Raw genomic sequence first — 20924 nt, 5'->3', positions numbered from 1 at the left:
GTTCCCAGCAGCGCCTCCGCCCTTCGACAGTGAGGCGTCCGGGCGCCGCGGGCCGGCCGGCACGGCCGCCCGGGCTCCTGCCATCGCCGACACCGAAGAGGAGAACCGCAGAGATGTACAGCCGCACAGATCGGAAACGGCGCACCGTGATCGCCACGGTGGCTTTCCTGCTGGCCACGTTGTTCGCGCTGGTCGCCACGCCCTCGGCGGCGCAGCCGCCCACCGTCCGGGCCGCCGGGCCCGCGGCGGCGATGCTGACCGCCTTCCAGCCCGGCAGGTTGCACCGGGTGGTCAACATCAACAGCGGCAAGTGCCTGGAGATCGGGTTCAGCGGCACCGCCGACTTCAACGTCGCCAACCAGTTCTTCTGCCACAACGGCTCCAACCAGCTGTGGATCATCCAGCCGTACGGCGCCGGATACCGGCTGGTGAACTGGTGGAGCAGCAAGTGCCTGGAGATCGGGTTCAGCGGCACCGCCGACTCCGTCGTCGCCAACCAGTTCGCCTGCCACGACGGCACCAACCAGCAGTGGGACCTGCAGCTGTACATCAACGTCAAGTAACGCCGCCGCCCCCGGTCGTCGTCGCAACCGCACGGCGACCGGGTCGCGGTTGCCGTCAGCGCCGGTTCAGCGCGACAGCTCCGCGTCGTGGACGAGCAGCGCCACCTGGACGCGGTTGTTCAGGTTCAGCTTGGCCAGCAGCCGCGACACGTGCCCCTTCGCGGTCGGCACGCTCATGCCGAGCTCGGCGCCGATCTCCGCGTTGGACAGCCCGCGGCCGAGGGCGAGCGCCACCTCGTGCTCCCGCTCTGTGAGGGCGGCGAGGCGGGCGCGGGCCCTGGCCCGCCGCGGGCCGGCGTGCGGGTCGGCGACGTGGTCGATGAGGCGGCGGATGACGGTGGGGGACAGGATGGCCGCACCGGCGGCGACGGTGCGGACCGCCGCGATGATGTCGCGGGGCGGGGTGTCCTTGAGCAGGAAGCCGCTGGCGCCGCCGCGCAGCGCCTCCAGGACGTACTCGTCGGCGTCGAACGTGGTCAGCACGATCACCTGCGGCGGTGACGGCCGGCTGCGGATGCGTCGCGTGGCGATCAGGCCGTCCAGGCGCGGCATGCGGATGTCCATGAGGATCACGTCGGGCCAGTGGGCATCGGCGGCGGTGAGGGCCTCGGCGCCGTCGCCGGCCTCCGCGACGACCTCGATGTCGGGTGAGCCGCCCATGAGGAAGCGCAGCCCGGCGCGTACGAGCGGGTCGTCGTCGACGATCGCCAGCCGGATCGGCCGGCCGGGGGTCACGCCGGCCACGGCAGCCACGCCTGGAGGCGGAAGGTGCCGCCGTCGGTGCCGTGCTCGACCCGGCCGCCGGCCAGGGCGACCCGCTCGCGCAGCCCCACCAGGCCGAGACCGGCGCCCGGGATCGCCGGCCGGCCGGTCGCGGTGCACGGGTTGGTGACCGTGACCCGCAGGTCGCCGCCGGGGCCGCCGTCGATGCGCACCTCGACCGGGGCGCCCGGCGCGTGCTTGCGGGCGTTGGTGAGGGCTTCCTGCACGCAGCGGTACACGGTGCGCCCGAGCAGCACCGCCGGGCCGTCGACCGGCACGTGGCAGGCGTACCCGACCGTCATGCCGGAGGCGCGGGCGGTGCCCAGCAGCTCCGGCAGGTCGCCGAGGCCGGGCTGCGGCGGCTCGGGGCGGCTCGCCGTGCCCTGCCGCAGGGCGCCGACGACGGTCCGCAGCTCCTGCAGCGCCGCGTGCGCGCTGGTCCGGATCGCGCCGGCGGCGGCCGCCGTCTCGTGCGGGCCGGCGTCGGTGCGCACCTCCAGCGCGCCGGCGTGCAGGCTGATCAGCGACAGGCGGTGGGCGAGGACGTCGTGCATCTCCCGGGCGATGCGGGTCCGTTCGGTGAGGCGCGCCTGCTCGACCCGCAGGTGCTGCTCCGCCTCCAGCCGCGCCGCGTGGTCGCGCAGTGACCTGGTCAGCCGTCGGTACGCCTGGACGAACAGCCCCCATCCGACGGCCGCGACCGTGACGACGGACCGCAGCAGCAGATCCACCCACAGCGGGAACGCCGGGTCGTGCTGCAGCAGGAAGTACCCGGCGGCCGTGGCCACGTTCGCGACGCCGAGCCAGGCGACGACCGCACCCCGGTACCGGATGGCGACGGTGAACAACGCGATCGTGACGGCGCCGGTCGCCATGACCGACACCGCCCCGAACGGCAGCAGCGCCAGCGCGACCGCGAGCGGCCGGCGCCGCCGGGCGAGCAGGCCGAGGACGCACACCGCGCCGATCGCCACGTCGAGCTGCCACGGGATCGTCGCGCCGGGCTTCGTCGCGTCGCCCAGCGGCACCATCGCCGCGCCGTACGCGGCGGCCACGGTGACCGCGACGGCGTCGGCGACCCGGTCGCGCCGCGCCGACCCGGGCCCGCCCGCCGGCTGCGGCACGAGCAGTTCGAACAGCAGCGCCGACATGCGCCGAAGCCTACGAGGTCCGCCCCGCCGGCGGGACCTACCAAAGTCGTGGCCGGGGCACGCACATCGGCCGATGCGCGGGCGGCGCCGCCGCCGGCACGCTCCCACCGTGGACAAGGTGGACAACGACACGACCTGGCGCGCCGCGCTGCGCCAGTGCGCCGGGACGCGCGCCCGGCGGTGGCTGATCGCGGTGACCCTGCTGCTGGGCGCGGCGGCGGCCGCCGCGCTCGGTGCCGGCGCGGCACCGCAGGACCGGACGTTCGCCGCGCTCAGCGAGCCGGTGCAGAGTCTGATGTCGGCGCTGCTGCCGCTGCTGGGCATCCTGCTGGTCCGCGACGTGCGCCGGGCACCGGCCGCGGCGCCGTTCGGCCCGACGCTGCTGGCGGCGGTGCTGGTGGCCGCCGCCGTCGGCCTGTTCGGGGCCGCGGCCTGCGCGCTCGCGGCGGCCGGGCCGCACCCGTGGCGGCACGCGGCCCTCGTCGTGGTGGGTGGCGTGCTGGTACAGGTGACCGCCCAGCTCGTCGGGGCCGGGCTGGGGCTGCTGCTGCGGCCGGTGCCGGTCGCGTTCCTGGCGACGTTCCTGCCGCTGCTGCTGTGGCTCGCCCTGGGCGCCGCCGGCGGGCTGAGGGAGTGGCTGACCCCGTACGCGACGGCCAGACACCTGCTGTCGGGTGACCTCGACGCGCGGGCGTGGCTGCGGGTGCTCACCGTCGTGGTGCTGTGGCCGGTCGGGCTGAACGTCGCCGGTGTCCTCAGCCGGTGTGCGGCGGACCGGCGGTCAGCCGGATCGTGAAGCCGCCTGGCCCCCGCCGCAGGCCGACGTGGTCGCAGTACTGGTGCGCGATCCACAGCCCGAGCCCGGCGGAGGTGGTGCTGGTGACCGGCAGCAGCCCGGTGAACGGGTCCTTCGGCCCCGGTCCGCGATCCTCGACGGTGACGACGAGGCGGCCCTCACCCGTCCAGATCCGCATCCGTACCGGCGGCTGCCCGTGCACTCTCGCGTTGCTGACCACCTCGGTGACGGCCAGCAGCAGCTCCTCGATCCGCCCGGCGGGCAGGGCACCGCCTTCGGCGGCGAGGACCGCCTCGCGGGCCCGCGTCGGCGACGGGTCGAGCAGCTCGGCGGCGGGCGCGCCGTGCTGGATCGGGTCCGTTACGTACGGGCGGTTCTCGAGCAGGAACTCCTCAGGCGGCGTGTACCCGGCGTTGGGCTCGTGCCGGTCCCGCGGCCGGGCGGTGCGGGGGTGGGTACGGTCGACGTCGGCGAGGACGGCCGGCGGGGTGACGCGCTCGTCGTAGGCGCACATGCTCCACAGCGGGAACTCGTCGTAGGCGTGGTTGATCGCCGACTCGTACCGCGACCACGCGTCCCAGGCGGCGCCGAAGTGCTCCGGCAACAGCTCCCCGACGATGCGGATCTGCCCGGCGCCGGCGGCGACGTGCCCGGCGAGCAGGCTGCGGTACGAGCGGATCGCCGCGGCCGGTCGGGCGTACACGTCGCCGCCGCCGAGGAACGACACCGGGCACCCGGCCGGCAGCGCGGCACGCACCAGCGCCGCGTTGCGGTCACCGAACGCGACCAGGGTCGGCTCACCGGCGGCGACCCCGCCGAGCAGGAACGGCACCACGACCGCGAGGAGGTGCTCGTCGGAGTCGTAGCGGACCGCTTCGTGGAAGTAGCCGGTGTGCCCGGCCGCGGCGCCGGTCCTCACCGCACCGGCTCCGCCCGGACATGCGTGACGCCGATCAGGTCGATCAGCTTGCCGACCGTGACCAGTGACGTGCGCAGGACCACGTCGGCCTGCGCCTGCTCGGCGTACCGCTGCAGGTGCAGCAGCGCCCGGTGGTCGAAGACCCGCAGGTCGGAAGCGTCGAACACGATGCTGCCGCCGGTCGGCTCGGGCCGCACGTGGGCCAGCGCGGCCGGCAGGAGCTCGTCCGCGGCCGGGTCCAGGTCCCCGGACAGGATCGCGGCCGGCCCGCCGTGCGGCCCGGTCCGCAGCGTGAAGTGCACGTTCGCCCCGTGGGTGGCGGGGTGGAGGCAGGCCAGCTCGGCGATCGCGCGGTCACCGACGCGCCGCCGGTCGAACCCGCACACCGCGCGCATCGGCGCCGAGGCGATGTACCGGTCCACGAGCGTCTCGTACCGGGCGAAGGCGGCCAGCTCGTCGGGGGTGCCCACGAGCGGCGTGCCGTCGGCGACGACCCGCAGCCCGGCGTGGCCCGCGGTCACCGCCGCGTCCGTCGCCGCCGAGTACTGCGCGACCTGTGCGGCCGGGTCCAGCCGCGCGCCGGTCGGATACGCCGTGTCGAGCGGGACGTACTCGACGGCGCCGGGGTGTGCCCGCGCGGCCTGCCCGAGCCAGCCGGCCAGCCCACCCGGGCCACCGGCCCGGCAGAACCAGATCCGCTCACCGGCGGCCAGCCCTTCGGCCAGGAACGCCTGGGCGGCCTCCTCGAACTGCCGCTGATCGTCGAACGACCAGCAACGGTGCTTGGCCGTCGCGGGGGCGATCACCACGCGTTTCCCATCGTCGCAGCATAACCGCTGATCAGCACGCCCGCCCGGGTGCGCCGCCGGGCCTGCCGGACATCGCCGCGACGTGACCGGCGAGCACGTCGACGATCACCGCGACGGTGTGCCGCGACGCGGCCCGGTCCTCCGCGCCGAGCCAACCGGCGAACCAGGCGTCGTCGGCCGCCACCGCGCGGGTCGCGTCGAGCGCGAGCCGGACCAGGCCGGCGTCCGGCCCGGCGACCGCCGCCGCGGCGACCTCCTCGTCGAACTCCATCTGCGGGGTGTCCCGCACCCGCCCGCCGCCGGGCAGCGCGAGGGCGACCAGCGCCGCCCCGGCGATCACCTCGGTCGGGTCGACGGGCTCGAACGGCCCACCTGGGTCCCGCGGCCCGCCGAGGAAGACCAGCCGCAGGTGCTCGAGGCGCTGCGCCACGGTCAGCTCCGCGAACCGTTCGAGCAGGTCCTGCGCCGTGTCGCTGTCGAACGGCCCGGTGCTGTACGCCGCCATGACGCCCCCTCCTGTGATCAGGTCACCGTAGCGTCACCCGCGACGGGAGGTGACTGTCGGTGCGGCCACCGGCAGCGGCAGCAGGGCGAGGGGCACGTGGTGCTGGCCGGCGTGGATGTCGCGGTCGCGGAGGCTGCCCTGCGGCACCGGGCGCGGGAAGGAGATCTTCACGACGTTCAGGTCGGGCAGGCGGAACAGCTGCACGGTGCCGGCGTCGACGTCGTACAGGCGGGCCACGACGTGCTCGTCGAGGAAGGCGGGGTCGGCGACCAGCGCGTAGCCGGCGGCGTCGCGCATGAACAGCTCCATCGTCACCCAGAACGGGCCGGCGTTCTTCGAACGGACCTCCAGGGCGAGGTCGGCGACGGTACGTGGGGCCGGCGAGGCGGTCATCGGGAGTCCTTCGGCACGTCGATGCGGAACAGGGCGGTGGGGGAGTCGACGGCCACCACGTGGTTGAGCACGAACTCGTACGTGGCGCCGCGTTCGGTCTCCGCGGGTGACGTGGCGAACGCGAGGCTCGGCAGGTGGTCCATGTCCGGGGTCGGCAGGTGCAGCATGAGCGGGTTGGCGAGCTTCGCGACCGCCGTGGCGGTCTGCTGGTCGGCGGCGTGCACGAGCAGCATCACGCCGACCTCGCGGGGTGGGCGGGTGTCGGGGTCGATGGCGTCCAGGACGGCGTCGTGCCCGTAGAGGCGGATGTCGAACGCGTAGTCGTCGACGCTCAGCCGCAGCGTCTGGGTGACCCGCTCGACGAGGACCCGCCGCAGCAGCGCGGCCCACGTGCCGATCTGGCCGAGGATGTGCGGGTCGCGGATCGCGGTGAACGACATCGTCTCGTACCCGGTGCGCCGGGCGCCTTCCAGCTTGACCGTGTACTGCTCGGCGGGCTCGAACCGGGACCGTTCCACGCGGACGCGCCGGTCGTCCAGGGCGCGGTACGTGGCGTCGGCGACCATGAGCGTGCCGGCCGGCTCCCGCATCGAGAACGGGTTGACGGTCTCGTACAGCATGTGCGCGGCGACCGAGGTGGGTGTACAGGCGACGGCCGGGTCGAGCGGCTCGATGGTGAATCCGGTGGCGTCGATGGTGGCGAACACCCCGCTGGAGCGCGGGTTGGTGGTGCACTGCGCGCCGCACTCGACGATCTTCGCGGCGTGCCAGGTGGGGCCGGCCGGCATGCCCGCCATGAGCGGGACCGCGGCGACGACGGCGGTGTCGGTGGCGCGCCCGGCGAGGACCACGTCGGCGCCGGCGGCGAGGGCCTCGGCGATCGGCTCGTGCCCCATCATCGCCACGATGTGCGTGCAGCCGTCGAGGGTCGCCTGGTCCAGCTCGCCGGCCGGCGGCAGCGGGTGGACGCGGCCCTGATCGAGATACGCCTTCAGGTCGGTGGCCCGTTGCTCGCTGTACACGGTGGCGACGCGCAGCTCGAGTGCCTCCTCCGCCATGACGGTACGGGCGATGCCGGCGACCCAGTCCACGCCGCTGTCGGTGCCGCCGGTGCCGCACGAGCCGACGATCAGCGGGATGCCGGCCGTGGCCGCGGCGCGCAGCAGCAGGCGCAGGTCACGGGCCACGGCGGCGGCGGCCGTCTTGGCGGTGCCGGTGCCGAGGTAGTAGGGCCCCGAGTCGGTGGAGCCGCCGTCGACGGCGATGACGTCGGCGCCGAGGTCCAGCCCGCGGGCGACGATCTCGGCCGGGAAGCCCGCGCCGAGCATGCCGCACGGCACGAGGATGCGGACGGATTCACGGGGTGCGGTCACTGGTGTCCCTTCGGGGCTCGGTGATCAGGTGGGCGTTGACGGAGGTACGGGGCTGCCCGGCGAGCGCCGCGACCAGCTCGCCGGCCCCGTCGAGCCCGGCGGCGCGGCGGGCCTCGGCACTCTGCCCGGCCATGTGGGAGTACACGGTGATGCCGTCGACGCCGCGCAGGACGCTGGCGGCGGGGAGCGGTTCGACGTCCACCACGTCGAGCGCGGCGCCGGCGATCCGCCCGGCGCGCACGGCTTCGGCGAGGGCGGTCTCATCGACGATCGGGCCGCGGGCGGTGTTGACGAGGTGCGCTCCGGGCTTCATGCGGGCGAGCGCGGCGGCGTCGAGGAGGTGCCGGGTCCGGTCGGTGAGCGCGGTGTGCACGGACACGAAGTCGGCGGCGGCCAGCAGCTCGTCCAGGTCGACGAACCGGGCGGGTGCGCCGGTGCGCAGCGTCTCGGGCACGCCGCTGGTGCACAGCACCGTCATGCCGAAGGCGGCGGCGAGGGGCGCCACCCGCCGGGCGACCGCGCCCCAGCCGATCAGGCCGAGGGTCTTGCCGCGCAGCTCGTGGCCGTCGCCGCGGGGCCACCGCCCGGCGGCGACGCCGGTGGCCAGCGGCACGAGCCGCCGCGCCTGCGCCAGCAGCAGCGCGACGGTGTACTCGGCGACCGCGTTGGCGTTGATGCCGGGCAGGTTGCTGACGCTGATGCCGAGCCGGGTGGCGGCGGCGACGTCGACGGAGTCGTAGCCGGCGCCGGTCCGCACGACCGCGCGCAGCCGCGGTGCCCGGCGCAGCACCGGCTCGGACAGGGGCTCGTTGGCGATGAGGGCGCCCTCGACGCCGGTGAGGGCGGCGGCGAGCCGCTCCGGGTCGCGTGGCCCGCGCATCGGGTCGTGCCGGGTGGTGAAACCCTGACCGGTGAGGTACCGGTCGACCTCGTCGCCCGGGGCGAGGTAGTCGGTGGTGATGAGAACGGTCCGCATCGGGTCCTTCCGGATCAGGTGGTGGCCGGGGTCTCGGCGTGCCGGCGTTGCAGGCGCTGCAGGCGTCCGAGGACGAGGCCGGCGAGGGTGGCGAGGACCGCGATGTCCAGCAGCATTCCCGACCAGCCGGTGAGGTCGACGACGGCGCCGATGAGCGCGGGCCCGCCGAAGCCGCCGAGGTACCAGGTGACGGTGTAGAGGCCGGTGTACGCGCCGAGGACCCGGCTGGACGGGGCCAGGTTCCACAGCGCGACGATCGCGTTGATGGTGAACGCGGCGGCGCCGGCGGCCGCGACGCAGAACACCACGACGGTGCCGGTGGCGGTCTGCACGAGCGAGCCGGCGGCGAGGGCGGCGGCGAAGACGGCCATGCCGGCGGCCATGGTGCGCAGCCGCCCGAACCGTTCCGCGGCCAGGGCGGCGGGGTAGCAGGCCAGCAGGTAGGCGACGCCGCTGGGCAGGGTGAGCCCGCCGGCCTCGCCGCGGGTCAGGCCGAGGGCCTGCATGCCGTACGAGGTGATCAGCGACCGGGACGCGAACCAGGCGCCGCCGAACAGCAGGATGGTGAGCAGCAGCAGGAGCCGGCGGCGGTCGGGGTCGCGCAGCAGCTCGGTGAGGACGTGGCGGAAGGGCACCTTGGCGTCGGCGGGCGTGCCGGCCCGCGCGGCGGTCGCGTCCTCGGCGAGGGCGGCCTGGTAGGCGGCGGACCGGCTGTCGCGGACCTTGGCGACCAGCACGGCGGTGGCGAGCAGCATGAGGGCGGCGGGGATGACGAACGCGCCGCGCGGGTGCCGGTCCACCACGAGCAGGCTGATCAGCGACGCGACGATGATGGTCAGGGAGGTGGCGATCTTCACGGCGGCGGTCGCGCGGCTGCGCCGCTCCGGGCGGATGAAGTCGGGCACCAGCGACTCGGCGAGGGGGCGGGTGCTGTTGGCGATCAGCGCGTACAGGAACATGACGGCGACCAGGGCCGGCAGGCTTGGTGCCCAGGGCAGCAGCAGGAAGACCAGCGCGGCGAGCGGCATGCCGGCCGCGATGTACGGCATGCGGCGGCCCCACCGGGTGCGGGTGTTGTCGGAGCGGTTGCCGATCCAGGGCTGCACGAAGATGCCGAGCAGGTTGTCCGCACCCATCAGCAGGCCGATGACGGCGGCGCTGGTCACGTGCTCGCGCAGCAGGGCGGGCACCTGGTTGTCGTAGAAGTTCCAGGTCGACTCCTGCGCGAAGAGCGCCAGAGCGACGTAGAAGGTGATCTTCCTGGTGGAGGCCGTGCCGTCGCGGGCCTTCGGTTGGACCATGCGGTTCCTCCTCAACGTGGCCCGCGTCACGCTATTTTGCTATAGCAAAATCGTCAACGGTCGCAAGCAAGTTAGTTGTGGCATGCGCTAGAGTGCGGGCATGCCAGCCGAGACGCTCGCCGATCAGGCGTACCGCCACGTCCGCACCGCCATCGCCACCGGTGAGCTCGCGGCGGGGGAGAAGGTGACCGAGCGCGGCATGGCCGAGCGGCTCGCGATCAGCCCGACCCCGATCCGTGAGGCGCTGCGCCGGCTGGAGCTCGACGGGCTCATCGAACGCATCGGCCCGCGCACCGTGCTCGTCGCCGCGATCCGCGACGCCGCCATCGACGACCTCGCCGAGGTCGAGGTCGGCCTGCGCGGGCTCGTCGCCCGCTTCGCCGCCCGGCACGCCACCGCCGAGCAGCTCGACGCGCTCGACGCCATCCTCGACCGGGCCGACGACCTGCTGATCCTGCTCAAGGAGCGGCGCGCCCAGGGCCGGCCGACCGACCGGCACCTGCACGCGCTGCTGGACACCATGCAGGAGTTCAACGACACCGTCGACGCGTGCGCGCACAACCCGGTGCTCATCCGGATGCTGGAGCAGAGCCGGGTGTTCTCCCGCCCGCAGCGCCGCGAGCTGCTGCTGCGGCGCGTCGCCGAGGACGACACGTTCGGCCTGGAGCGCTACACCAGCCACCGCGCCCTGGTGCGGGCGCTCCGCGCGGGCGACTCCGCCACCGCGGAGCGCATCGCCCTGGAGGACTCGCAGGGCGGGCTCGCGGCGCTGCGGGACGCGCGGTGACCGCGCACCGCATCGCCGTCATCCCCGGCGACGGCATCGGCACCGAGGTCGTCCCGGCCGGGCTGGAGGCGCTGCAGGCCACCGCCGACCGCTTCGGGCTGCGCCTGCACCTGGACACCTTCGGCTTCGCCAGCGCCGCCTACTGGCAGCGGCACGGCACCATGCTGCCCGCCGACTGGGAGCAGACGCTGCGCGGCTACGACGCCATCTACTTCGGCGCCGTCGGCTGGCCCGCGGTCGTGCCCGACCACGTGTCGCTGTGGGGCAGCCTGCTGCAGTTCCGCCGGACGTTCGACCAGTACGTGAACCTGCGCCCGTGCCGCCTCATGCCCGGCGTGCGCAGCCCGCTCGCCGGCCGGGAGCCCGGCGACATCGACTTCGTCGTCGTGCGGGAGAACACCGAGGGCGAGTACTCCAGCGTCGGCGGCCGGGTCTTCGAGGGCACCGACCGGGAGACCGTCCTCCAGGAGACGATCATGACCCGGGTCGGCGTCGACCGGGTCCTGCGCTACGCCTTTGACCTCGCGGCCCGGCGCCCCGCCCGGCACCTGACCTCCGCCACCAAGAGCAACGGCATCTCCATCTCCATGCCGTACTGGGACGAGCGGGTCGCCGCGACGGCCGGGCGGTACCCGGGCGTGCGGCTCGACAAGTACCACATCGACGCGCTCGCCGCGCAGTTCGTGCTGCACCCCGACCGGTTCGACGTGGTCGTGGCCAGCAACCTCTTCGGCGACATCCTGTCCGACCTCGGCCCCGCCTGCACCGGCACGCTCGGCATCGCGCCCAGCGCCAACATCAACCCCGAGCGCGACCACCCGAGCCTGTTCGAGCCGGTGCACGGCTCGGCGCCGGACATCGCCGGCAAGGGCATCGCCAACCCGGTCGGGCAGATCTGGTGCGGCTCGATGATGCTGGAGCACCTCGGTCACCCCGAGGCGGCGGCGCACCTGCTCGGCGCGGTCGAGGACGTCCTCGCGCTCGGCCCGCGCGGCGCCCCGCTCACCCCCGACCTGCACGGCACCGGCACGACCGCGGAGCTGGGCCACGCGATCGCCGAACGCGTCCGCGAACGCCCGACGGCGACCTGACCGCGACCTGACGGCGACCTGACCGCGACCGGCCGCGGCCCGGCGTCGTTCGGCTCAGGACCGCGCGGCGCGGTGCGGGACGGTGCCGCTCAGGACGGCGCGGCTCAGGACGGCCAGCCGGGCTGCGGAAGCTGGCCCGTCGCCGGTGCCACCGGGCTGCCCGGCATGACCGGCCGGGGCGGGAACGCGGGCTGGCCCGGCACCGCGTACGGCACCGGCGGCGGCGCGCCGTGGTCGCGGCGACCGCCGATGGCGCACGCCGCCGCCGCGATCTGCAGGCCGATGCCGGTGAGGATGAACTGGGTCGGCACCTCCTTGCCGCCGTCGCGGGTGGAGCCGTTGCACGTCTGCGGCGTCGACTGGCTCGGCGGGTAGCACGTCCACGCGGCGGTGATCTTGCCGTCCCCCTCGGCCATGGAGCCCAGCAGGCCGATGCCGAGACACAGGGTCCCGGCGATGATGAAGAGGATCTGCATGACCTTGGCGCCTGTCGACATGCCCGGCACCTTAGAGCAAAACCCGCCCCGGCCGCTGCCCGCCCGGCCGCCGCCGGGGCGCGTCCGCCGGCAGCCCTCAGCCGGGACCGTCGCCAGGGCCCTGACCGGCTGCGCCCGGAGCCGGGCGGCCGTGGTCCTGGTCGTGGGCTCGCGCCGGCGCTCCGCGACCTGACGCGGGCGAGAGCCTTGACCGCCGCCTCCGCCGCGGCCTGGGTCGGCCGCAGACCTCCGGTGCGTCTGTTGCCGACTTCCGGCAACGGACGCTGCCGTTGTTGTCCGGCTGCGCTGCTGTCGCCGGTGCCGGTGAACGCCAGGCTGGTAGGCAGAAGGAGGTACATGCAGACATGCGACAACCGACAGGAACCACACCAGGTGCGCCGGGCAGGTTCCCGCTGTACGTCAGGTCGGCCGGCGAGACGGTCCTCGTCAAGATGTCGGCCGTGGGACCGGCGCCGCGCGACCGGCAGCCCATCCGTCTCGCCGTTGAAGGCACGCTCGACGTCCTCACCGCCGCTGGTCTGCGCGACGTGCTCGCCGGGCTGCTGCGAAGGTACCGGCCGGTCCGCGTCGAGCTCGATCTGATCGGTGTCACCCACCTGGACGGGGCCGGTGTCCGCGAGGTGCAGCGGTTCGCCGCCGCGGCGGCGCAGATGAACGTTACCGTCGCGGTCCTCGGCCCGCCGGACGGCGCGGCCGAGGTGCTGCGGTCGTCCGGGCCGCGCGAAGTCCCCGGGGCGTCCACCGGTCGCCTCGGCGCCGCCGGCAACCGTACGGGCGCCGGCGGGCGCCCCCCGGATCGACATCGCAACGGCAGGTTCCGGGATCCCGTCCGCTTCGCGGCGACGACCGTTGCCGCGAATGCCTCCGGGAGGTACCCGGTATGTCCACGATGATGCGACTGTCCGTGCCGCGGCCCGCCGCCCCGGACACCGTCGCGGTCAGCGCGGAGCCCACGCCGGCGCGTGGTGTCACCCGTACGCGTCGGGCAGTTCCGGTCCGCGGGCAGCCGGCCGACCCGGCGCGCCCGGTTGAGCGCAGGGACGTCATCGTCTCAGGCGGTCCGGCGGGTCGGTTCCGGGTACGCGCCTTCCTGCCGGCCGGCGTGGCCGGACCGCTGCCGGTCGTCGTCTGTGTCCGCGACGGCGGCGACGGCGATCTGGCCGCCAGCCTCGCGGTCGACCTGAGCTGTGCCGTGCTCGTGCCGGACCGCGGCAGCCGCACGCCGACCGTGCAGACCGAACAGGTCTACGCCACCGTCGAGTGGGTCGCGGTGGCAGGCAGAGATCACGGCATGGACGGCACCCGGGTCGCTCTTGTCGCGGATCATGCCGGCGCCGGTGTGGCCGATGAGGTGATGCTGATGGCCGACCGTCGCGGGGGACCAGCTCCGGTGGCGCGGGTGCTGCTGTCGGCTCGGACCAAGGCGGTGCTCCGTGCGGCGCTGGCAGCCTGAGCGTCGCACGGGTCAGCTCGCCCCGCCCCCGCCCTCGCCCCCGCCCCCGGCACGGCACGGTCGCCGGGGGCCACGGCCGGCGGTTCATGACGAGCGCGCCGGCGCGGGGTTATCAGGCCCGGAAACCGGGCAGCGCACCGCCATTATGGTGGACTGGGCGGACATCGCCGCAGCGGCTGCCGAAGAGGCCGGCGCCGCGGACGGGGGGTTCCTCGGCGACTTTCTGCCGCGCCTCGCCGAGGCCAGCGCCACCGGGTCGCGGCTGGGCGCGGACGACCTGCAGCGCTTCCGTGCGCTGGCCGCGCGGGCCGCCGACCATGGCGTCGGCTTCTCTACGCTGATCGACCTGTACCTGTCGGCCGCATGGCGGGCCTGGCCGCATCTGACGGCGGTGGGCAGCGACGAGCGTGACGCGATCCGCAGGATCGGTGAGATCGTGCTGCACGCGGTGGACGACACGATGGTCGCGGTGGGCGAGGGGTACTCCGCCGCCCGCCGGTCCGCGGTCCGTCTCGAGGCGTCGGACCGTCGGGAGTTCGTCGACGACCTGCTCGCCGGCGGTGCGGATCCGATCGAGATGCTCGCTCGGGCCGACCGGTTCGGACTCGACGTGACCGGCGCACACGCGGTCGCCGTGGTCCGCGGGGCGCGGCCGTTCAGCGACGCTGATCCGTACCTGTCCCAGGTCACCTCGGCGCTCGTCGCGGCCGGGCTCCGGGAGTTCCTCGTCACGACGCGGCGTGGCATGGTGGTGGTGGTGCTCACCGACGCGGCGAAGATCGAGGCGCTGCCCCAACCGCGCACAGCTCGGGTGGCGCTGGGCCGGACGCATCCCGGGGTCGCTGGTGTGACACGGTCGTACGAGGAAGCGCTCGACGCTTTGGACCTGGCCGACCGGCTGGACCGGAGCGACCGGATCGTGCGGGCGGACCAGCTGCTGATCTACCGGGTCCTGCTCCGCGACCGGGAAGCGATCAACGACCTCATCGGCGCCGTCCTGGCTCCGCTGCGTGACGCTCGCGGTGGCGCCGGGCCGCTGCTGGACACCATCGACGCGTACACGACGAGCGGCGGCAACACCTCCGCGACCGCACGCCGGCTGCACCTGTCGGTGCGGGCCGTCACGTACCGGCTCCACCGCATCCGGGAACTCACCGGGCACGACCCGACCAGCGCCGAGGACCGCTTCGTGCTGCAGGCGGCGCTGCTCGGCGCCCGTGCCCTCGGCTGGCCGGCCGACGTGCCCAGCGGCCGGATCGCCGAGCGCTGGGAGCGCGTCCGGTCGGTCACCGCGGCGCCGGTGCCGAACCTCCGTCCCGGTCGAACGTCTCGGTCACTGTGATCGGTCGACCCTCCCCGCTAAGGACGCAGCCATGATGCTCACCCGGCCAGAGGTCCCGCGATGACGAGAACCTCTGTGGCGCAACGACATTCGCGCAGTACGGTAGGAGACCGACGCCTCGGAACCCCCTGACGGGAGGTAAGCCGATGAACGAGACGGTGGCTGACCGCACGGTGGCGACCGGCACGATCGCGGAGGCGACCACGTTCGACGACCGGGCCGTGATCGTGCCGGCCACGCTGCCGCGGGTGGACATCCCGGTCGGCGGGGTGGACCTGGTCGGGCAGTTCGCGCGCAGCATCGGCGACCCGGTCGCCTGGTCCGGCGGTCGGCACGACCCACCCGCGCAGTCGCGGACCTGGTGACCGACTCCGTCGGCAGGGACAGACCGCGGGAGACGGGGGAACGGCATGGCAGTCGACACCGTGACCGCGGTGACGCCGGCGCGGCTCGGCCGGCTCGCCGCCCAGGCGCTGCGCGAGGAGGCGTCGCACACGCCGAAGCCGGGGCTCGTCGACCGGCGCGGCGGTGGCACGCACCGCGACATGACCCTGGAGATGCTGCTCGCCTCCGCCGACGCGCTCGCCGGACCGGTCGCGGCGTGCGCCGGTGCCGCCCGGGTGCTGCCGCCCGGTCCAGGGCTGCGGGCGGAGATCGGCGCGATCGGCCGGGACGGCGAGCGGCGGATGCTGGACGTCACCGGCGGCGTCAACACCCACCGTGGCGCCCTGTGGGCCCTCGGCCTGCTCGCCGCAGGGTTCGCCGCCACCGGCACGGTCGCGGGCGCGGCCCGGTTCGCCGCGGACCTCGCCGCGATCGACGACCCGGCCGCGGCCGGCGGGCCGGTGTCGCACGGCGCCCTCGCCCGGCGCCGCTACGGCGTGGCCGGCGCGGTGGGCGAAGCCCGGCGCGGGTTCCCGCACACGGTGCGGGTCGCGCTGCCGGTGCTGCGCCGCGCGGGGCGCACCGAAGCGCTGCTCGCTGCGATGAGCGGCCTCGAGGACACGTGCCTGCTGCACCGGGCCGGGCCGGCAGGGCTGCGGGCGGTGCGCGCCGGCGCGGCCGCGGTCCTGCGCGCCGGCGGCGCAGGCACCGCCGCCGGATCCGCCGCGCTCGACCGGCTCGACGAGCTGTGCCGACGGTGCGGGGTGTCACCCGGCGGCAGCGGCGACGCCCTCGCCGCGGCCATCTTCCTCGACACCGCCGCACCGGCGGACCCGCTGCTGGAGCTGCGGCGCCGCGCGCCCGAGATCGGCGTCGTCGCCGGGTCGGTCGGCTCATTCGACGGGCTGAGCATCGCTACCGGGCTGTGCACCCGGGGCTTCGTCACCCAGGAGCTGCGCATCGGCCTCCCGTTCGTGGACGGCCCCGCCGTCATCGGACGGGAGGCCGACGCGAGCGACCACGACCTGATCTGGGCCCTTGACAGCGGTCCGCGCCGCCGTCTCCCGCGCCCGACCGGCCCGACCGACGTGTTGCACCACCTCCACTCCGACCGGGCCACGACGGTCCGCACGGCGTCGAGGATCGTCAGCGACACCCAGAGCGCCCAGTGGAGCCAGCGATGAGCCCAGTCGAACCCGCGATGCGCGGCGCCCGCGCCCACGACCTGGTGCGGCTCGCCGACCCCGCCGCTGTGCTGACCGGCACGGAACCGGCGTGGGTCGCCGAGTCCGTCACCGGCACGCCGTGGGCGGTCGTGCGGCGCGGCACCGCACCGCGCGGGCACGTCGCCGTCGGCGTGCGCGGCCCCGCCCGGCACCAGCGGCACGCGACGCAGGTCCCCGCCGCCGCCGTGTCCCGGGTGGTGCGCCCGGAGCAGCTGCGGCCGCACGACACCGGCACCGACCGGACCCCCACGCTGGCGGCGCTCCGGGCGCTCCGGCCGGCCCTCGACCGGCTCGGCCACGACTGGGGACCGGTCGGCGGCACCGGGTTCGAGCTGGCCACCGGCCGGCCGGTCACCACCGCGGCCAGCGACCTGGACCTGGTCGTGCGCTGCGACCCGCTGCCCGCGGCCGGCTGGGCCGCCACGCTGCTCGACACGCTGCGGGCCGTCGCGGCGCCGGTGCGGGTCGACTGCCTGATCGAGACCGCTGTTGGGGCCGTCGCCCTCGCCGAGCTCGCCACCGGCGCCGACCGGTTGGTGCTGCGCACCGCCGGCGGCGCCTGCCTCGTGGACCCCGCCCGGATCCGTGCCGCATGACCGTGCCCCCCGCCACCGTGCAGGTGCCGCCCGGCCGCGTCCTGACCGCGCTCGCCGCCGCGGTACACCCGCACGACGTCACCGACCTCGCGATCGACGACCTCGGCATCCCCGGCGTCCTGCACCGGCTGCACCGCGCGGGGATCGCCGCCTAAAGCGGGAGGCACGACATGAAGACACTGCGCAGCACCCCGGCACTGGCCTCGCTCGCCACGGTGATGGCCGTGGCCAGCCTCGGCGTCATCGGCGCGGCCGAACCGCCGCCGCCGACCGCCGCGGCAGCGGGCAATGCACCCGCTGCCTGCGCCGCGAAACCGACGGTCGTGCTGGTCCACGGCGCGTGGGCGGGCACCTCCAGCTGGAACGGCGTGACCGAGCGGCTGCAGCGCGAGGGGTACGTGGTGCGTGCCTTCGCCAACCCGCTGCGCGGGCTCACCGGCGACGCCGCCGACCTGGCCGCGTTCCTCAAGACGATCGACGGGCCGGTCGTGCTCGTCGGGCACTCCTACGGCGGCTCGGTCATCACCAACGGCGCGGCGAACAACCCGGCCGTGCGGCAACTGGTCTACGTCGACGCCGCCGCACCCGCGGTCGGCGAGACCACCGCCCAGCTCAGCGGCGCGACCTCCGCCCTCGGCGCGCAGCCCGCCACGCTGTACGACCGGGTCCCGTACACCGGCGCGCCGTCCGGCGACGCCGAGCTGTACCTCAAGCAGCCGGTGTTCCTGCAGTCGTTCGGCCAGGACCTGCCCAAGCCGCTCGCGACGACCCTGTGGGCCGGGCAGCGACCGGCGACGATGCGCGCCTTCACCACCCCGTCGAAGGCCGCCGCGTGGCAGACGATCCCGTCCTGGTACGTCATCGGCACCGCCGACAAGATCATCACGCCGGAGTCGCAGCAGGCGATGGCCCGCCGTGCCAACGCGAGGATCCTGCAGGTGCCGGGCGGCTCGCACCTCACCCTCGTCTCGCACCCGACGCCGGTCACCGAACAGATCCTGGCCGCCGCCCACGCCGTCTGCCCGCCGTCCTGACGGCGGCGGCCGGGTGGCTGTGCGAACCGCGCTCGCCGAAGCGCCCACGCATCGACGAGCAGATGCCGACCATCGGCACGCGGTACCAGGCCCGCGCGCCCGGCCGGCGGGCGACGGCGCCCGCGGCGGGGCAGCGGCGGACACTCATGATCGTTACAGTGACATTCATGTCCGCGACGATCGTGGTGGAGGACCTCCACAAGGCCTACGGCGACCTGAAGGCGGTCGACGGCGTGTCGTTCGAGGTGCAGGACGGCGAGTTCTTCGGCATCCTCGGACCGAACGGCGCCGGCAAGACCACCACCCTGGAGATCGTCGAGGGTCTGCGTGAACCCGACCGCGGTTCGGTGCGGCTCCTCGGCGAGTCGCCCTGGCCGCGCAACGCCAAGCTGCTGCCGCGCATGGGGGTGCAGCTGCAGGCGAACTCCTTCTTCGACCGGCTCACCGCCCGGGAGCAGATCCGCACGTTCGCCTCGCTGTACGGCGTACCGGACCGCAAGGCCGACGACATGCTCGAGGTCGTGGGCCTCGCCGACAAGGCCGACGAACGCTCCGAGACCCTGTCCGGCGGTCAGAAACAGCGGCTGTCGATCGCCTGCGCGCTGGCCCACGACCCGCAGCTGGTGTTCCTCGACGAGCCCACCGCCGCGCTGGACCCGCAGGCCCGCCGCAACCTGTGGGACCTGCTGCGCGACATCAACGGGCAGGGGCGCACCGTCGTGCTCACCACGCACTACCTCGACGAGGCCGAGACCCTGTGCGACCGGGTCGCCATCATGGACCGCGGCCGGATCCTCAGCTCGGGGCCGCCCGCGGTGCTGGTCCGCGGGCTCGACGCGCCCACCCGCATCGCCATCGAGAGCGGCGTGCTGCCCGCGGGCGACGTGCGGGCCCTGTTCCCCGACGCGACCGTCGAAGACGACACCGTGTCGCTCAGCATCGCCACCCGGACGCCGGCGCCCGTGCTCGCCGCGCTCGCCGAGCGCAACGCCCTCAAGGGCCTGTCGGTGTCCGGGGCCACCCTCGAGGACGTGTTCCTCGAGCTGACCGGACGGGAGTACCGGGCATGACACGGGGGTTCGCCAGCCTGTCGAAGGCGATGCTGCGCGGTTTCGTCCGCGACCGTACGGCGCTGTTCTTCACGGTGCTGTTCCCGCTCATGTTCCTGGTGCTGTTCGGTGGCCTGTTCAAGGACCAGGGCGCGCCGCGCGTCCAGATCGAGCAGATCGGCGCGGTGCCCGTGCTGGACGCCGTCCAGGGCGACGATCGGGCCGAACTGTCCAAGGTGCTCGACATCACCAGGACCGACGACGCCACGGCCGCGGTCAGGAAGGTCAAGGACGGCGACATCGCGGCCGCCGTCGAGCAGCGCGGCGACCAGCTGGTGGTGCACTACTCCGCGGCCGACACGGTGCGGGCCGCCACCGTCCGGTCGGTGTTCAACCAGCTCGCGCTGCAGTCCGGCGGCGCGCCGCCGAAGGTCGCGCTGGACATGCGGCAGGTCGAGGACACCTCGCTCAAGGCGATCCAGTACGTCACGCCGGGGCTGCTCGGTTGGGCGATCGCGACGGGCGCCACGTTCGGCGCGGCGATGACCCTGGTGAACTGGCGCCGCAAGCAGATCCTGCGCCGCCTGCGGCTGTCGCCGGTGCGCACCTCGTCGATCGTGACCGCCCGCGTCGTGGTGAGCCTCGGGGTCGCCCTGCTACAGACCGCGATCTTCCTCGGTGTCGCGTCCCTGCCGTACTTCGGGCTGCACCTCGCCGACGCCTGGTGGATGTCGATCGTGGTGATCCTCGCCGGCACGCTGTCGTTCCTGTCGATCGGGCTGCTCGCCGGCGCGCTCGCCAAGACGGAGGAGGCGGCGAACGTGATGGTGAACCTGATCGTGCTGCCGATGGCCTTCCTGTCCGGGTCGTTCTTCCCGCTCGACAACGCCCCCGGCTGGCTGCGGGGATTCGCGGAGATCCTGCCGTTGCGGCACCTGAACACCGCGATGCTGGACGTCATGGTGCGCGGCAAGGGTCCGCTCAGCGTCCTGCCCGAGGTGGGCATCCTGCTGGGCTTCGCCGTGGTGCTGTCCGCCATCGCGGTGTGGCGGTTCCGCTGGGACGAGGTCTGAGCTGTCCGAGGGCCGGCGGGCCCGCAGGACCATCCAGGGACCGTTGACCACGCGTGGCTGCGGCCGCGGCTCAAGGCTCAGCCGATCGCGACGTACGCCGAGCCCGTGATCACCCACCCGGAGGAGACCGCCGAGATCATCGCGGACCTCGCCGGAGCCCCCGCGAGCGAGGCGTTCGTCTCCCGGCCGGCCCGTCCGGCGTGATTCGCTTGCTGACGTGATGACCTCTGAGGCGGCCCTGCTGGCGGCGGCCGCCGCCCACTTCGGCTTCCAGGCGACGGTCACGGCGGTGGTGTATCCGGCCCTCGCGAGGGTCCCCGCGGCGCAGTGGCCGGACGCGCACCGCGCCCACACCACGGCGATCACCGGCCTCGTCGTCGGTGTCTACGGCGCGCTGGTGGTGACCGGGGGATGGGCGCTGTGGTCCGGCCCGGACGCCTGGACGCTGCTGGCGCTGGCCGCGACCGCGGTCGCGTTCGCGGTCACCGCGGCCGCCGCGGCCCCGGCCCATGCACGGCTCAGCACCGGACACGATCCCGGACGGATCACCGCACTGCTGCGCGTGGACCGCGTCCGTGCCGCGGCGTCAGCGGTCGCCCTGGCAGCGGCGGTCGGCGCGATGTGGTGAGCGCCGGATCCCGGACCGCGGGTCAGGCGTCGGTGGCGTCGGTGGTGGCGGCGGTGAAGGTCGGGCCGGCCCAGAACGTGGTCGTGTTCGTCATGGTGCACACTCTGCCGGCGCGCACTTGGTGAGCACTTGCGGTCGGCTTGCGGGACCCCTCAAGCGCCACCGCAAGCGCACTTGCAAGCGGGTCGGCGCCACAACGTCAACGCGCCATCACGG

Annotated in this window: 25 protein-coding genes; 15 read left to right on the top strand and 10 right to left on the bottom strand. The window is 74.5% G+C overall.

What is annotated here, in order from left to right; all coding sequences use genetic code 11:
* Window positions 1-158: 158 nt before the first annotated feature.
* Window positions 159-563, top strand: coding sequence for an RICIN domain-containing protein (locus OP18_RS26920; protein ID WP_162189843.1), 405 nt, complete (start codon window positions 159-161; stop codon window positions 561-563).
* Window positions 564-629: 66 nt separating this feature from the next.
* Here OP18_RS26920 and OP18_RS26915 read toward each other — a convergent pair whose 3' ends face one another.
* Both OP18_RS26915 and OP18_RS59825 read right to left on the bottom strand, forming a co-directional pair.
* Window positions 630-1307 carry a response regulator transcription factor gene (locus tag OP18_RS26915; RefSeq protein WP_052387391.1) on the bottom strand — a complete coding sequence of 226 codons (678 nt, stop codon included), beginning with the start codon at window positions 1305-1307 and terminating at the stop codon, window positions 630-632.
* Entirely contained in the window at window positions 1295-2476 is a 1182-nt protein-coding gene (locus OP18_RS59825; RefSeq protein ID WP_162189842.1) for a sensor histidine kinase, read from the bottom strand. Before OP18_RS59825 ends, OP18_RS26915 begins: the two co-directional genes overlap by 13 nt.
* 109 nt (window positions 2477-2585) lie before the next feature.
* Here OP18_RS59825 and OP18_RS26905 point away from each other — a divergent pair, with 109 nt between their 5' ends.
* On the top strand, window positions 2586-3272 hold the full coding sequence (locus tag OP18_RS26905; protein ID WP_033361785.1) for a hypothetical protein: 687 nt from the start codon (window positions 2586-2588) through the stop codon (window positions 3270-3272).
* On the opposite strand, the gene OP18_RS26900 is transcribed toward OP18_RS26905, so the two are convergent.
* The 7 genes from OP18_RS26900 to OP18_RS26870 are packed head-to-tail and all read right to left on the bottom strand — an operon-like array spanning window position 3232 to window position 9548.
* Entirely contained in the window at window positions 3232-4191 is a 960-nt protein-coding gene (locus OP18_RS26900) for a sensor histidine kinase (protein WP_033361784.1), read from the bottom strand. The genes OP18_RS26905 and OP18_RS26900 overlap by 41 nt on opposite strands.
* Window positions 4188-5000 (bottom strand): MEDS domain-containing protein, encoded by an 813-nt coding sequence (locus tag OP18_RS26895; RefSeq protein ID WP_052387390.1) that lies wholly within the window; start codon window positions 4998-5000, stop codon window positions 4188-4190. The genes OP18_RS26900 and OP18_RS26895 overlap by 4 nt, the downstream gene beginning before the upstream one ends.
* A gap of 31 nt (window positions 5001-5031) precedes the next feature.
* Window positions 5032-5505: a DUF4259 domain-containing protein gene (locus tag OP18_RS26890; RefSeq protein WP_033361783.1), complete on the bottom strand. Its 474-nt coding sequence runs from the start codon at window positions 5503-5505 to the stop codon at window positions 5032-5034.
* Window positions 5506-5538: 33 nt separating this feature from the next.
* On the bottom strand, window positions 5539-5898 hold the full coding sequence (locus OP18_RS26885) for a DUF4387 domain-containing protein (RefSeq protein ID WP_033361782.1): 360 nt from the start codon (window positions 5896-5898) through the stop codon (window positions 5539-5541).
* Window positions 5895-7271 carry an acyclic terpene utilization AtuA family protein gene (locus OP18_RS26880; RefSeq protein ID WP_211273683.1) on the bottom strand — a complete coding sequence of 459 codons (1377 nt, stop codon included), beginning with the start codon at window positions 7269-7271 and terminating at the stop codon, window positions 5895-5897. Before OP18_RS26880 ends, OP18_RS26885 begins: the two co-directional genes overlap by 4 nt.
* Window positions 7255-8247 carry a phosphoglycerate dehydrogenase gene (locus OP18_RS26875; protein WP_033361781.1) on the bottom strand — a complete coding sequence of 331 codons (993 nt, stop codon included), beginning with the start codon at window positions 8245-8247 and terminating at the stop codon, window positions 7255-7257. Before OP18_RS26875 ends, OP18_RS26880 begins: the two co-directional genes overlap by 17 nt.
* 14 nt (window positions 8248-8261) lie before the next feature.
* A complete protein-coding gene (locus tag OP18_RS26870; protein WP_033361780.1) occupies window positions 8262-9548 on the bottom strand; it encodes an MFS transporter in 1287 nt (428 codons plus the stop codon).
* A 100-nt stretch (window positions 9549-9648) separates the two neighbouring features.
* Here OP18_RS26870 and OP18_RS26865 point away from each other — a divergent pair, with 100 nt between their 5' ends.
* Both OP18_RS26865 and OP18_RS26860 read left to right on the top strand, forming a co-directional pair.
* Entirely contained in the window at window positions 9649-10335 is a 687-nt protein-coding gene (locus OP18_RS26865) for a GntR family transcriptional regulator (protein WP_033361779.1), read from the top strand.
* Window positions 10332-11426 carry a tartrate dehydrogenase gene (locus tag OP18_RS26860; protein WP_033361778.1) on the top strand — a complete coding sequence of 365 codons (1095 nt, stop codon included), beginning with the start codon at window positions 10332-10334 and terminating at the stop codon, window positions 11424-11426. Before OP18_RS26865 ends, OP18_RS26860 begins: the two co-directional genes overlap by 4 nt.
* A gap of 104 nt (window positions 11427-11530) precedes the next feature.
* Here the strand turns inward: OP18_RS26860 and OP18_RS26855 are convergent, their stop codons facing one another.
* Window positions 11531-11923 carry a hypothetical protein gene (locus tag OP18_RS26855; protein WP_033361777.1) on the bottom strand — a complete coding sequence of 131 codons (393 nt, stop codon included), beginning with the start codon at window positions 11921-11923 and terminating at the stop codon, window positions 11531-11533.
* 440 nt (window positions 11924-12363) lie between these two features.
* Between OP18_RS26855 and OP18_RS26850 the strand changes: the two genes are divergently transcribed.
* From OP18_RS26850 to OP18_RS26805, 11 genes are all read left to right on the top strand, one after another.
* Window positions 12364-12816, top strand: a complete 453-nt coding sequence (locus tag OP18_RS26850; RefSeq protein ID WP_162189841.1) for an STAS domain-containing protein — start codon at window positions 12364-12366, stop codon at window positions 12814-12816.
* Window positions 12817-13025: 209 nt separating this feature from the next.
* On the top strand, window positions 13026-13376 hold the full coding sequence (locus OP18_RS58735) for an alpha/beta hydrolase fold domain-containing protein (RefSeq protein WP_162189840.1): 351 nt from the start codon (window positions 13026-13028) through the stop codon (window positions 13374-13376).
* Entirely contained in the window at window positions 13357-14718 is a 1362-nt protein-coding gene (locus OP18_RS26840; protein WP_211273682.1) for a PucR family transcriptional regulator, read from the top strand. Before OP18_RS58735 ends, OP18_RS26840 begins: the two co-directional genes overlap by 20 nt.
* 146 nt (window positions 14719-14864) lie before the next feature.
* Entirely contained in the window at window positions 14865-15083 is a 219-nt protein-coding gene (locus OP18_RS26835; protein ID WP_033361774.1) for a hypothetical protein, read from the top strand.
* A 45-nt stretch (window positions 15084-15128) separates the two neighbouring features.
* Window positions 15129-16286, top strand: a complete 1158-nt coding sequence (locus OP18_RS26830) for a triphosphoribosyl-dephospho-CoA synthase (protein ID WP_063745598.1) — start codon at window positions 15129-15131, stop codon at window positions 16284-16286.
* On the top strand, window positions 16283-16924 hold the full coding sequence (locus OP18_RS26825) for a malonate decarboxylase holo-ACP synthase (RefSeq protein ID WP_081971149.1): 642 nt from the start codon (window positions 16283-16285) through the stop codon (window positions 16922-16924). The genes OP18_RS26830 and OP18_RS26825 overlap by 4 nt, the downstream gene beginning before the upstream one ends.
* Entirely contained in the window at window positions 16921-17079 is a 159-nt protein-coding gene (locus OP18_RS57590) for a hypothetical protein (protein ID WP_156089807.1), read from the top strand. Before OP18_RS26825 ends, OP18_RS57590 begins: the two co-directional genes overlap by 4 nt.
* A 15-nt stretch (window positions 17080-17094) precedes the next feature.
* Window positions 17095-17958 (top strand): alpha/beta fold hydrolase, encoded by an 864-nt coding sequence (locus tag OP18_RS26820; RefSeq protein WP_033361772.1) that lies wholly within the window; start codon window positions 17095-17097, stop codon window positions 17956-17958.
* Window positions 17959-18125: 167 nt separating this feature from the next.
* Complete coding sequence (locus OP18_RS26815) at window positions 18126-19028, top strand: ABC transporter ATP-binding protein (RefSeq protein ID WP_211273681.1); 903 nt, start codon at window positions 18126-18128, stop codon at window positions 19026-19028.
* Window positions 19025-20080: an ABC transporter permease gene (locus OP18_RS26810; RefSeq protein WP_033361771.1), complete on the top strand. Its 1056-nt coding sequence runs from the start codon at window positions 19025-19027 to the stop codon at window positions 20078-20080. The genes OP18_RS26815 and OP18_RS26810 overlap by 4 nt, the downstream gene beginning before the upstream one ends.
* A gap of 217 nt (window positions 20081-20297) precedes the next feature.
* Window positions 20298-20708: a hypothetical protein gene (locus OP18_RS26805; protein ID WP_211273680.1), complete on the top strand. Its 411-nt coding sequence runs from the start codon at window positions 20298-20300 to the stop codon at window positions 20706-20708.
* Window positions 20709-20924 lie beyond the last annotated feature (216 nt).

The sequence above is a fragment of the Dactylosporangium aurantiacum genome, from assembly GCF_000716715.1.
Taxonomy (GTDB): Bacteria; Actinomycetota; Actinomycetes; order Mycobacteriales; family Micromonosporaceae; genus Dactylosporangium; species Dactylosporangium aurantiacum.
Note: the sequence above shows the minus strand (reverse complement) of the source record. Positions and strands in the feature narration are given on the sequence as shown.

Bases quoted from the DNA above. Each gene is read 5' to 3' on its own strand.
- OP18_RS26875 (WP_033361781.1), bottom strand. From the start codon at position 8,247: ATGCGGACCGTTCTCATCACCACCGACTACCTCGCCCCGGGCGACGAG.
- OP18_RS26890 (WP_033361783.1), bottom strand. From the start codon at position 5,505: ATGGCGGCGTACAGCACCGGGCCGTTCGACAGCGACACGGCGCAGGAC.
- OP18_RS26835 (WP_033361774.1), top strand. From the start codon at position 14,865: ATGAACGAGACGGTGGCTGACCGCACGGTGGCGACCGGCACGATCGCG.
- OP18_RS26815 (WP_211273681.1), top strand. From the start codon at position 18,126: ATGTCCGCGACGATCGTGGTGGAGGACCTCCACAAGGCCTACGGCGAC.
- OP18_RS26825 (WP_081971149.1), top strand. From the start codon at position 16,283: ATGAGCCCAGTCGAACCCGCGATGCGCGGCGCCCGCGCCCACGACCTG.
- OP18_RS26885 (WP_033361782.1), bottom strand. From the start codon at position 5,898: ATGACCGCCTCGCCGGCCCCACGTACCGTCGCCGACCTCGCCCTGGAG.
- OP18_RS26855 (WP_033361777.1), bottom strand. From the start codon at position 11,923: ATGTCGACAGGCGCCAAGGTCATGCAGATCCTCTTCATCATCGCCGGG.
- OP18_RS26810 (WP_033361771.1), top strand. From the start codon at position 19,025: ATGACACGGGGGTTCGCCAGCCTGTCGAAGGCGATGCTGCGCGGTTTC.
- OP18_RS59825 (WP_162189842.1), bottom strand. From the start codon at position 2,476: ATGTCGGCGCTGCTGTTCGAACTGCTCGTGCCGCAGCCGGCGGGCGGG.
- OP18_RS26820 (WP_033361772.1), top strand. From the start codon at position 17,095: ATGAAGACACTGCGCAGCACCCCGGCACTGGCCTCGCTCGCCACGGTG.
- OP18_RS26865 (WP_033361779.1), top strand. From the start codon at position 9,649: ATGCCAGCCGAGACGCTCGCCGATCAGGCGTACCGCCACGTCCGCACC.
- OP18_RS26830 (WP_063745598.1), top strand. From the start codon at position 15,129: ATGGCAGTCGACACCGTGACCGCGGTGACGCCGGCGCGGCTCGGCCGG.
- OP18_RS26870 (WP_033361780.1), bottom strand. From the start codon at position 9,548: ATGGTCCAACCGAAGGCCCGCGACGGCACGGCCTCCACCAGGAAGATC.
- OP18_RS57590 (WP_156089807.1), top strand. From the start codon at position 16,921: ATGACCGTGCCCCCCGCCACCGTGCAGGTGCCGCCCGGCCGCGTCCTG.